This window comes from Pseudomonas sp. D47 (genome assembly GCF_045447305.1).
GTDB lineage: Bacteria > Pseudomonadota > Gammaproteobacteria > Pseudomonadales > Pseudomonadaceae > Aquipseudomonas.
Window position 1 is genome coordinate 1 of record NZ_JBJGXU010000103.1, and the last position, 11,727, is coordinate 11,727.

Here is an 11,727-nt window from a genome sequence, read left to right on the forward strand (position 1 = left end):
GTCTGTCAGTCACCTTCACGGTTGACTGTTAAACCGCTATCGCAGGCAGGCCAGCTCCCACATTGTTAACGGGTGTTTATCCAGTTATGGCTTTACCAACCGCGCATCCAGGCTGTTCTGCGCCAGGCGTTTGGCCTGGTCCTGGGTCATGCCCAGCGAGGTGTACAGGGCGTGGAAATTCTCGGTGACATAACCGCCGAAGTACGCCGGGTCGTCCGAATTCACTGTCACCTTCACGCCACGCTCGAGCATGTCGAGGATGTTGTGCTGTGCCATGTCGTCAAACACGCACAGCTTGGTGTTGGACAGCGGGCACACGGTCAGCGGGATCTGCTCGTCGATGATCCGCTGCATCAGGCGCTCGTCTTCGATGGCGCGCACGCCATGGTCGATACGCTGGATTTTCAGCAGGTCGATGGCTTCCCAGATGTACTCGGGTGGGCCTTCTTCGCCGGCGTGGGCCACGGTGAGGAAGCCTTCGTGACGGGCACGGTCGAACACGCGCTGGAACTTGCTTGGCGGGTGACCCATTTCCGAGCTGTCCAGGCCCACGGCCACGAATGCATCACGGAACGGCAGCGCCTGGTCGAGGGTTTTCTCGGCTTCGGCTTCGCTCAAGTGGCGCAGGAAGCTTAAGATCAAACCACTGGTGATGCCCAGTTGCTGTTCGCCATCTTTGAGTGCAGCGGCGATGCCGTTGAGCACCACTTCGAACGGCACGCCACGGTCGGTGTGGGTTTGCGGGTCGAAGAAGGGTTCGGTATGGATCACGTTCTGTGCTTTACAGCGCAGCAGGTAGGCCCAGGTCAGGTCATAGAAATCCTGGGAGGTGCGCAGCACGTCGGCGCCCTTGTAATACAGGTCGAGAAACTCTTGCAGGTTGTTGAAGGCGTAGGCCTTGCGCAGGGTTTCGACGTCGTTCCAGGGCAGCGCAATCTTATTGCGCTCGGCCAGGGCGAACAGCAGCTCAGGCTCCAGCGAGCCTTCCAGGTGCAGGTGTAATTCAGCCTTGGGCAGGGCGTTGAGCCAATCGTACATTTGTAAAATCTCATCAGGTGCAATGGCGGCATTCTACAGGCCATCACCTGACCAGCAGGAGAGTATTGGATTTATTCACGCAAGGGCCGCGTGAACTAAGGTGTAACGAAACGTTAGCGGCGTGGCGCAGTCTGTACCCCATCAATGACTGATTAGCCGTATGAAAAGGCCCGGAATGCTCACATCCCTCAAGCAAGAAAAATACATGTTACTGGCGCTGATTGCCGCCATCGCCGCTTACCCGTTGGAGCATTGGATGCTGCACAGCGGGCAAATGGTGGCGCTGCTGGCCGGTATCGGGCTGATCGGCTTTATCGTCGTGGCCTCGATGCGCGTGGCCCACCATGCCGAGCAGCTCGCGGAGAAGGTCGGCGACCCTTACGGCACCATGATCCTGACCCTCGCCGCCGTGCTGGTGGAAGTGGTGATCCTGGCGATCATGATGAGCAACGAGCCGTCGCCGACCCTGGTGCGTGACACCATTTACTCGGCGGTGATGCTCGATATCAACGGCATCCTCGGCCTGGCCGCGCTGATGGGCGGCATCAAGCATGGTGAACAGTCCTACAACGATGATTCGGCCCGCACCTACAGCGTGATGATCCTCACGGCGATGGGCGTGTCGATGGTGGTGCCGGAATTTATCCCCGAGGCAGACTGGAAAATTTACTCAGCCTTCACCATCGGCGCGATGGTGGTGCTCTACACCCTGTTCCTGCGCATGCAGGTAGGGCCGCACAGTTATTTCTTCAGCTACAGCTACCCGGAAAAACGCCGCAAGAAACAGCCCGAAGAGCAACAAGAGCCGCCGATCAGCCTCGCGTTTTCCATCGGTACGTTGGTGTTTGGCGTCATCGTGATTGGCGCACTGGCTGAGGTGATGTCCAAGACCCTCGACCTCGGCCTGGAAGGCACAGGCGCGCCGCCGGTGATCACGGCGATTGTGGTCGCGGCGATTTCAGCCGCGCCGGAAATTTTGACGGCGTTGCGCGCGGCCCTGGCCAACCGCATGCAGTCGGTGGTGAACATCGCACTGGGCGCGTCCTTGTCGACGGTGATCCTGACCGTGCCGGTGATGGAGGCTATGGCGCTATACACCGGCCAGCCGTTCCAGATGGCGATGACACCGGTGCAAACCGTGATGGTGTTGATCACGCTGATCGTCAGCGCGATCAACCTCAACGATGGCGAAACGAACGCCATCGAAGGGATGACCCATTTTGTGTTGTTTGCGACGTTTATTATGCTGTCGCTGTTGGGTCTATAGAGACCGCAGAACTCAATGTGGGCGCTGGGTTTTGTGGGAGTTGGCTTGCCTGCGATGCAGACACCTCGGTTTTTCAGTTGCACCGAGATGATGCTATCGCAGGCAAGCCAGCTCCCACAGAAGCCAGTTCCCACATTTGCATGTGTATTTGGCTTAGGTTCCGGCGATCAGCTGTTTCGCCGCCTGGGTGTGATCGGCGATCAAACCTTTCAAATCCAGGCCTTCAACCTGGCCGTCAATCACTCGCCATTTACCCCCGACCATCACCCGATCCGCGCGGTCGGCGCCGCACAGCAGCAGCGCCGAGATCGGGTCATGGCTGCCGGAGAAGCGCAGCTCGTCGAGCTTGAACAGCGCCAGGTCAGCCTGTTTGCCGACCGCCAGCTCACCAATATCCGTGCGCCCCAGCAATTGCGCCGACCCTTTTGTCGCCCAACCCAACACGCCTTCAGGCGTGATCTTTTCCGCGCCGTAACGCAGGCGCTGGATATACAGGGCCTGGCGCGCTTCAAGGATCATGTTCGAGGCATCGTTGGAGGCGGAGCCGTCCACGCCAAGGCCAATCGGCGCACCGGCGGCGAGCAGGTCCAGGGTCGGGCAGATGCCGGAGGCCAGGCGCATATTCGAGCTTGGGCAATGGCAGATACCGGTACCGGCGGCGCCGAGACGCGCGATTTCATCCGGGTTGAAGTGAATGCCATGGGCAAGCCAAGTGCGTGGGCCGAGCCAGCCGACGCTGTCCAGGTAGTCGACGGTACGCAGGCCGAAGCGCTGCAGGCAGAAATCTTCCTCGTCCAGGGTTTCTGCCAGGTGGGTGTGCAGGCGCACGTCGAGGCTGTTGGCCAGTTCGGCGCTGGCTTCCATGATTTGCGGCGTGACCGAAAACGGCGAGCAGGGCGCCAGGGCAATTTGGATCTGTGCACCGTCGCCGCGCTGGTGGTAGGTGCGGATCAGGCGCTGGCTGTCGTCGAGGATCACTTGGCCTTGTTGCACGGTCTGTTGCGGCGGCAGGCCGCCGTCGGCTTCGCCCAGGCTCATGGAACCACGGGTGAGCATGGCGCGCATGCCCAGTTCGCGCACACTTTCTACTTGCACGTCGATGGCGTTTTCCAGGCCGTCGGGGAACAGGTAGTGGTGATCCGCCGCGGTAGTGCAGCCCGAGAGCAGCAATTCGGCCAGCGCGACTTTGGAGGCCAGGGCGAGTTTTTTCGGGGTCAGTCGCGCCCACACCGGGTACAGGGTTTTCAGCCAGGGAAACAGGGGCTGATTGACCACCGGCGCCCAGGCGCGGGTCAGGGTTTGGTAGAAGTGGTGGTGGGTGTTGATCAGCCCCGGCAGGATCACATGTTCGCGAGCGTCGAACACTTGTCCGCACGGCACGGCGGGCTCTTTGCCCCAGCCCAGCACTTCGGTGATCACACCGTCTTGCAGCACCAGGCCGCCACGGGCGTCGAGGCCATTGGCAGTGAAAATCGCGAGGGGGTTTTTTAACCAGATACGGGTCGCAGGCATTGGCCGGCTCCTCTGAATGATGGGTTCAGGTTTGCCAGCTCAGTGTTGCCCTGTCTGCTGATCCAGGGTCGCCGGTGAGGGCGAGGTCGGTAGATTACGTGGAGTTCTGAACCTGGTCCAGCGGTAGGGGCATCCCCAATGCCGTTCAGTTGAGCGCTGATCTCTTGTGGGCGCGGGCTTGCTCGCGAAAGCGGTGGGTCAGTCAACATTAATGTTTGCTGGGCTGACGTCATCGCGGGCAAGCCGCACCGCCGCCCGCATATTTTGATCCGTGGGGTTACCAGGCGATGGTGTTGCCTTTGTAGTCGATAAAGTGATGACCGCCCTTGCCGGTATAGGCATTCACTTGATCCACCAGGCCACGCACGCTGGTCTCCACATCAATGTGCGCGTTTTCACCGCCCATGTCGGTCTTCACCCAGCCCGGGTGCAGCGACAGCACGGTGAGCTTGTGATCACCCAGTTGGGTGATGAAGCTGTTGGTCATGGAGTTGAGTGCGGCTTTGCTGGCTTTGTACAGCGCCAGGTCCGAACCATCGGGCATGGTCACGCTGCCCAGCGCCGAGCTCATGAAGGCCAGCACGCCGCTGTCTTTGCGGATCTGCCCGACAAAACGCTGGGCCAGGTTGATCGGCGCCACGGCGTTGGTGAAAAACAGCTGGCCGACTTCCGCCAGGGTGGCGTGGCCCGGTTCCTGGTTGGCCGGGCCCTTGACGCCGGCGTTGACGAACAGCAGGTCGAAGGTGCGACTCTTGAGGCGCTGGCTCAAGGCGATCACGGCTTGCTGGTCGTCCATGTCGAGCTTCTCGATGTGTACCGGGCCTACGGCTTTCAGGGCATCCGCCTTGTTCGGGTCGCGCACGGTGGCGGTCACGTCCCAGCCGTCCTGGAGCAATTGCTTGACCAGGCCAAGGCCCAGCCCGCGCGAGGCGCCGATGATCAGTGCAGTTTTTGGCGTAGGCATGCAGGGCTTCCTTTGACGTCGCGGTTCAGGGGCATTGAGCGAACAACATTAGCAGCTTCAGCGCTCCAGCAGGATGCGTCCACGGCTCAGGTCGGCGAGTTGGGTTTGCAGGGTGTCGATGTGCGCCTCGCCCAGTGCCAATTGCAGCTCCACGCCATTGGCGGTGAAAGTCTCCTCCACCACCAAGCCGCCGAGTTCGGCGACGCGCAGCTTCACCAGGTTCAACTCGGAGAATCCACAGGCGCAACTCAGCGGCACGCGGCTGATCAGTTCGATGCGTTCGGCATTCTGCAGGCATTTATTCGCGCCGCCGCCGTACGCACGGGCCAGCCCACCGGTGCCCAGCTGAATGCCGCCGTACCAGCGAATCACCAGCACGGCGACTTGATCAAACCCTTGGGCTTCGATGGCCGCCAGAATCGGGCGCCCGGCCGTACCACCGGGTTCGCCGTCGTCGTTGCTGCGGTACTGGTCGGCCAGTTTCCAGGCCCAGCAGTTGTGCGTGGCGTTGAGGTCGCTGTACTGCTCGAAAAACGCCTGGGCGTCTTGCGCGCTGGTGATCGGCGCCGCGAGGGTGATGAAGCGGCTTTTGCGTATTTCTTCACGAAATTCGCAAAGGCCGGTAAGGGTGAAAGGCATAAGTCGCTTCGTTTATAGGGCTGGCTTGACGCCACAGCCTTTGAGAATGATGTGGATCAGGTTGGTGCCGGCGTCTTCCATGTCTTGCTTGGTCAGCTTGGTGCGACCGGTGACGCGGCAGATCTGGGTGGCGAAGTCGGCGTAGTGCTGGGTGCTGCCCCACAACAGGAAGATCAGGTGCACGGGGTCGATGGGGTCCATCTTGCCGGCGTCGATCCAGGCCTGGAGTACTGCGGCGCGGCCGCTGAACCAGGCGCGGTAGTCTTGGCTGAAATATTCGGTGAGGCATTCGCCACCACTGATGATCTCCATGGCGAAGATCCGCGAGGCCTGCGGGTGGCGCCGGGAAAACTCCATTTTGGTGCGGATGTAGCGGGTGAGCGCCACGGCTGGGTCGTCCTCGGCGGTCAGCGCGTTGAAGGTGCTGTCCCACAGTTCGAGGATATTGCTCAGCACCGCGATGTACAGGCCGAGCTTGTTGGTGAAGTAGTAATGCAAGTTGGCCTTGGGCAGCCCGGCACTCGAGGCAATGGTGTTCATGCTGGTGCCTTTGTAGCCATGGCGCGCGAATTCATCTTCAGCAGCCTGGAGAATTGCTTGTTCATTCTTTTGCCGAATGCGGCTGGCGGGTTTACCGGCGTGGTTGCTGTGGGCAGGAACTTCGAGGCTCATGGAGGTTTCCGTGCTGATCGATAGAGACGACGTGTGCACAGATAACCCACCCTCAAGCCTCAGACAAGTCCCGATGCAATAAAACCGTCAAAGCGGTTCCAGCGTGTCGCTTTCCGGCGCGTGGTTTGCGCCAGCGCAGGTCACTTTGGCTTCCGGTAATAACAGGCACAACACGATGGCGGTCAGGCCGCCGCTGGTGATGGCGGAATCGAACAGGTTTTGCACCAGGGCTGGCATCAAGTGCAGCAGGCCCGGTTGGGCGGCAATGCCCAGGCCGACGCCGAACGAGGTGGCGATAATCAGCATGCTGCGCCGGTCCAGCGGTGCCTGGGCGAGGATGCGCACACCGGCGGCGGCGACGCTGCCGAACATCACCAAGGTCGCGCCGCCCAATACTGGCTTGGGGATTTGCTGCAGCACGGCGCCAATCAGCGGAAACAAGCCGAGGCAAAACAGCAACACGCCGATGTATAAGCCGACGTAACGACTGGCCACGCCAGTGAGTTGGATCACGCCGTTATTCTGCGCGAAGGTGGTGTTGGGAAAGGCGCTGAATGTGGCGGCGATCATGCAACTCACGCCATCGCCCAATACACCGCCTTTGAGCCGGCTTATATAAGAAGGGCCGCTGATGGGCTGGCGGGCGATCATGCAGTTGGCGGTGAGGTCGCCGACGGTTTCGATGCTGCTGATCAGATAAATCAGCGCGATCGGTAGGAACGCGCTCCAGTCGAAGTTGAAACCGAAGCGAAGCGGCAGTGGCACGCTGATCAACGGCAAGTCTGGCAAGGCTTGCGGGACCAGTTTGCCGCTGAACCACGCGGCCAGACTGCCGAGGGCCAGGCCGATGATAATCGCCGAGAGGCGCACCCATGGCGTGTTTGAGCGGTTGAGCACAATGATGGTCAGCACTACGAACACGCCCAGCGCCAGATTGATGGGCGCGCCGAAGTCCGGCGCGTTAAACCCGCCGCCTAGGTCGGTGATGCCGACTTTGATCAGGCTGATGCCGATCAGCGTGATGACAATCCCGGTGACTAAGGGCGTGATCACGCGACGCAGTTGGCCGATAAAACGGCTCAACACGATCTGCACGGCTGCGCCGAAAAAACACACGCCGAAGATCATCGCCATGATGTCTTCCGGGCTGCCGCCGCGTTGTTTCACCAGGAAACCCGCCGACAATATCGCGCCGAGAAACGCAAAGCTGGTGCCTTGCAGGCAGATCATTCCGGCGCCGATGCCAAATGGCCTGCGTGCCTGAATGAACGTGCCGACGCCGGAGACCATCAACGCCATGCTGATCAAGTAGGGCAAATGGGCGGTGAGGCCCAGGGTGGAGCCGATGATCAGTGGCGGGGTAATGATCCCGACGAAAGCGGCCAGCACATGTTGCAGTGCAGCCAGTAGGGCGGGCAGCGGTTTTGGCCGGTCATCGAGGCCGTAGATCAGGTCACTGGGGCTGGAGGATTCTGGTGGCATGGTGGGCAAACTCAAGGCGGACGGTTCAAGGTCCTGCTCTCTTGCAAAAAGCTGTCCAGTTGCTCAGCTTTTGGCGAGAGGCCCGAGTTAGCGCGTTGCCGCCAGACTCTCGAGAAAACTTTCCAGCACCAAATGAGGGCGACGGCCTTTGCGTGTGACCGATGCGAGGCTTAAATCGTAAAAACGTGTAGTCGGTTTCAGCGCGCGCAGTCGGCCTTGTTGCACCCACAGGCTGGCGTAGTGATCGGGCAGGTAGCCGATATAGCGGCCGGTGAGGATCAGGAACGCCATGCCTTCGCGGTCCGAGGCGCTGGCGGTGCAGGTGAGTGCTTGGTAATGCGCCTGGATGTCGGCGGGCAGGCGGAAAGTGGGGGCGATGGCGTCCTGGGTGTCGATGCGTGCGTCGTCCAGCTGTTTGTCGTCGGCATAAAACAGTGGGTGTCCAACCGCGCAATAGAGCAGCGAACGTTCGCTGTACAGCGGCTGGTATTCCAGGCCGGACAGCGCGCTGGCCTGGGGCACCACGCCGACATGCAGGCGGCCGTCGAGCACGCCTTGCTCGACTTCGTTGGGGGCGATCATGCGGATCTGGATTTGCACGTCCGGGCCGCGTTCCTTCAACTGTGCCAGGGCGTGGGTGATGCGCATGTGGGGCAGGGTGACGAGGTTGTCGGTGAGGCCGATGATCAACTCGCCGCGCAAATGCTGGTGCAGGCCGTTGACCTCGGTGCGAAAACTTTCCAGGGCACTTAATAGTTGCAGGACCGATTGGTAGACCTCGCGGCCTTCTTCGGTCAGGGAGAAGCCGGCGCGCCCGCGTTGGCACAGGCGTAAGCCCAGGCGTTGTTCGAGGTCGCTCATCTGCTGGCTGATGGCCGAGCGGCCGATGCCGAGCACGGTTTCTGCCGCCGAGAAGCCACCGCACTCCACCACGCTGCGAAAGATGCGCAGCAGGCGGATATCGAAGTCGCTGACTTGGGCCAGTGGGTCGGGTCGACGGCTGCTCATAGTTTAGTGAAGGCCTGACTAAAGGTTAGAAGAGTTGGATTTCACCGACTTTATCCCCATGGCAATTTAGCTGCAACAACGCGTTTCAATCCCGACGCTGCCTTTTGCCTTGCGAGGTTTTGCTGATGAACATGCCCGAAAACGCCCCTTCGTCCCTGGCCAGCCAACTGAAGTTGGATGCTCACTGGATGCCTTACACCGCCAACCGCAACTTCCAACGTGACCCGCGTCTGATCGTGGCGGCCGAAGGCAGTTGGTTGATCGATGATAAGGGCCGCAAGGTGTATGACTCGTTATCGGGCCTGTGGACCTGCGGCGCCGGGCACACACGCAAGGAAATCCAGGAAGCGGTCTCCAAGCAGTTGGGCACCCTGGACTACTCCCCAGGCTTCCAATACGGTCATCCGCTGTCGTTCCAGCTGGCGGAAAAGATTACCGACTTGACCCCAGGCAACCTGAACCACGTGTTTTTCACCGATTCCGGCTCCGAGTGCGCCGACACCGCGGTGAAAATGGTGCGTGCCTACTGGCGCCTGAAGGGCCAGGCCACCAAGACCAAAATGATCGGCCGTGCCCGTGGCTATCACGGTGTGAACATCGCCGGCACCAGCCTGGGTGGCGTCAACGGCAACCGTAAGCTGTTTGGCCAGGGTTTGATGGATGTGGACCACCTGCCGCACACCTTGCTGGCGAGCAATGCTTTTTCCCGTGGCATGCCGGAGCTGGGTGGTATCGCCTTGGCCGATGAGCTGCTCAAGCTGATCGAATTGCACGACGCGTCGAACATCGCTGCGGTGTTCGTTGAGCCGATGGCCGGCTCCGCTGGTGTGCTGGTGCCGCCACAGGGTTACCTCAAGCGTCTGCGTGATATCTGCGATCAGCACAATATTCTGTTGGTGTTCGACGAAGTGATCACCGGTTTCGGCCGTACCGGCTCGATGTTCGGCGCCGACAGCTTTGGCGTGACCCCGGACCTGATGTGCATCGCCAAGCAAGTCACCAACGGCGCAATCCCAATGGGCGCGGTGATTGCTAGCAGCGAGATCTATCAGACCTTCATGAACCAGGCGACGCCGGAATACGCAGTGGAATTCCCCCACGGCTACACCTACTCGGCGCACCCGGTTGCTTGCGCTGCGGGCCTTGCGGCATTGGACTTGTTGCAGAAAGAAAACCTGGTGCAGAGCGTAGCCGAAGTCGCCCCGCACTTTGAGAATGCACTGCACGGTTTGAAGGGCAGCAAAAACGTGATCGATATTCGTAACTACGGCTTGGCCGGTGCGATCCAGATTGCCCCGCGTGACGGTGATGCCATCGTGCGTCCATTCGAGGCTGGCATGGCCTTGTGGAAAGCCGGCTTCTACGTGCGCTTTGGCGGCGACACGTTGCAGTTCGGGCCAACCTTCAACAGCAAGCCGCAGGACCTGGATCGTCTGTTTGACGTGGTCGGCGAAGTGCTGAACAAGATCGACTGATTTCTCCTTCTATATAGAACAACTTTTCAGGAGCCCTGCATGAGCCTTATCCAACATTTGATCAATGGCCAGTTGGTCAGTGAGTCCGGCCGCACCGCCGACGTGTACAACCCGTCCACCGGTCAGGTGATTCACCAGGTGCCGTTGGCCAGCCGTGAAACCATTCAAAGCGCTATCGACTCAGCCAAGGCGGCGTTCCCTGCCTGGCGTAACACCCCGCCGGCCAAGCGTGCCCAGGTGATGTTTCGTTTCAAGCAATTGCTGGAGCAGAACGAAGCACGTATCTCGCAGTTGATCAGTGAAGAACACGGCAAGACCTTGGAAGACGCCGCGGGCGAGTTGAAGCGTGGCATCGAGAACGTGGAGTACGCGTGCTCGGCGCCGGAGATTCTCAAAGGCGAGTACAGCCGTAACGTGGGGCCGAACATTGATGCGTGGTCGGACTTCCAGCCGTTGGGCGTGGTGGCCGGTATTACGCCGTTCAACTTCCCTGCCATGGTACCGCTGTGGATGTACCCGCTGGCGATCGTCTGCGGTAACTGTTTCATCCTGAAACCTTCGGAACGTGATCCAAGCTCTACGCTGCTGATTGCGCAGTTGTTGCAGGAAGCTGGTTTGCCGAAAGGTGTGTTGAGCGTGGTGCACGGTGACAAGGGCGCGGTGGATGCGCTGATCGAAGCGCCGGAAGTCAAAGCGCTGAGCTTTGTGGGATCGACGCCGATCGCCGAATACATCTATTGCGAAGCGACCAAGCGCGGCAAGCGCGTGCAGGCACTGGGCGGGGCGAAGAACCATGCGGTGCTGATGCCGGATGCGGACTTGGATAACGCCGTGAGTGCCTTGATGGGCGCGGCCTATGGTTCGTGCGGTGAGCGTTGCATGGCGATTTCGGTCGCCGTATGCGTAGGCGATCAGGTGGCGGATGCATTGATCGCCAAGCTGGTGCCGCAGGTCAAGGCGTTGAAAATTGGCGCGGGCACATCCTGTGGTCTGGATATGGGGCCGTTGGTGACGGGCCAGGCGCGGGATAAGGTCAGTGGCTATATAGAAGACGGCGTAGCGTCGGGCGCTGAGCTGGTGGTGGATGGTCGTGGGTTGAGTATTGCGGGCCATGAAGAAGGTTTCTTCCTGGGTGGCAGCCTGTTCGACCGCGTGACCCCGCAGATGCGTATCTATAAAGAAGAGATCTTTGGTCCGGTGCTGTGTGTGGTGCGGGTGAGCAGCCTGGAAGCGGCGATGCAGCTGATCAATGATCACGAATACGGTAACGGTACGTGCATCTTTACCCGTGACGGGGAGGCGGCGCGTCTGTTCTGTGACGAGATTGAAGTGGGTATGGTTGGTGTGAACGTTCCACTGCCGGTGCCGGTGGCGTATCACAGCTTTGGTGGCTGGAAGCGTTCGCTGTTTGGCGACTTACATGCCTACGGGCCGGACGGAGTGCGTTTCTATACCCGTCGTAAGGCGATCACCCAGCGCTGGCCGCAACGGTCCAGCCATGAAGCGTCGCAGTTTGCCTTTCCTAGCTTGTAAGGCGTTGTAGTTGAAAGCCGGCCCCTTGGGGCCGGCTTTTGCGTTTCTGGGGGGGGGTGACCGATATGACAGAAATGTGAAAAAAGGTGTTGACGGCAGATTCTGGAAGTCTATAATTCGCCCCACTTCCGGCGCAG

10 protein-coding genes are annotated in these 11,727 nt (G+C 60.3%); 3 read left to right on the forward strand and 7 right to left on the reverse strand.

Features of this window, described 5'->3' with window-relative positions:
* Positions 1–84: 84 nt before the first annotated feature.
* Positions 85–1,038: an adenosine deaminase gene (locus ACI77I_RS30750; RefSeq protein ID WP_043051475.1), complete on the reverse strand. Its 954-nt coding sequence runs from the start codon at positions 1,036–1,038 to the stop codon at positions 85–87.
* A gap of 175 nt (positions 1,039–1,213) precedes the next feature.
* On the opposite strand from ACI77I_RS30750, the gene ACI77I_RS30755 reads away from it, so the two are divergent.
* The gene (locus tag ACI77I_RS30755) at positions 1,214–2,305 is read left to right on the forward strand and encodes a calcium:proton antiporter (RefSeq protein WP_094951768.1); all 1,092 of its coding nucleotides are present in this window, start codon (positions 1,214–1,216) and stop codon (positions 2,303–2,305) included.
* Between the two features lie 153 nt (positions 2,306–2,458).
* Here ACI77I_RS30755 and ACI77I_RS30760 read toward each other — a convergent pair whose 3' ends face one another.
* From ACI77I_RS30760 to ACI77I_RS30785, 6 genes are all read right to left on the reverse strand, one after another.
* Positions 2,459–3,817 carry an 8-oxoguanine deaminase gene (locus ACI77I_RS30760; RefSeq protein WP_406999931.1) on the reverse strand — a complete coding sequence of 453 codons (1,359 nt, stop codon included), beginning with the start codon at positions 3,815–3,817 and terminating at the stop codon, positions 2,459–2,461.
* A 277-nt stretch (positions 3,818–4,094) separates the two neighbouring features.
* A complete protein-coding gene (locus tag ACI77I_RS30765) occupies positions 4,095–4,781 on the reverse strand; it encodes an SDR family oxidoreductase (protein WP_242154225.1) in 687 nt (228 codons plus the stop codon).
* Positions 4,782–4,838: 57 nt separating this feature from the next.
* Positions 4,839–5,420, reverse strand: coding sequence for a YigZ family protein (locus ACI77I_RS30770; RefSeq protein WP_094951771.1), 582 nt, complete (start codon positions 5,418–5,420; stop codon positions 4,839–4,841).
* Between the two features lie 12 nt (positions 5,421–5,432).
* Positions 5,433–6,092: a TetR/AcrR family transcriptional regulator gene (locus ACI77I_RS30775; protein ID WP_094951772.1), complete on the reverse strand. Its 660-nt coding sequence runs from the start codon at positions 6,090–6,092 to the stop codon at positions 5,433–5,435.
* An 87-nt stretch (positions 6,093–6,179) separates the two neighbouring features.
* Entirely contained in the window at positions 6,180–7,574 is a 1,395-nt protein-coding gene (locus tag ACI77I_RS30780; protein WP_406999933.1) for a uracil-xanthine permease family protein, read from the reverse strand.
* A gap of 87 nt (positions 7,575–7,661) precedes the next feature.
* Complete coding sequence (locus tag ACI77I_RS30785) at positions 7,662–8,582, reverse strand: LysR family transcriptional regulator (protein ID WP_094951774.1); 921 nt, start codon at positions 8,580–8,582, stop codon at positions 7,662–7,664.
* Positions 8,583–8,707: 125 nt separating this feature from the next.
* Here ACI77I_RS30785 and ACI77I_RS30790 point away from each other — a divergent pair, with 125 nt between their 5' ends.
* Both ACI77I_RS30790 and ACI77I_RS30795 read left to right on the forward strand, forming a co-directional pair.
* Positions 8,708–10,057: an aspartate aminotransferase family protein gene (locus ACI77I_RS30790; protein WP_406999935.1), complete on the forward strand. Its 1,350-nt coding sequence runs from the start codon at positions 8,708–8,710 to the stop codon at positions 10,055–10,057.
* Positions 10,058–10,096: 39 nt separating this feature from the next.
* Positions 10,097–11,590, forward strand: coding sequence for a CoA-acylating methylmalonate-semialdehyde dehydrogenase (locus ACI77I_RS30795; protein ID WP_406999937.1), 1,494 nt, complete (start codon positions 10,097–10,099; stop codon positions 11,588–11,590).
* The last annotated feature ends 137 nt before the right edge of the window (positions 11,591–11,727 follow it).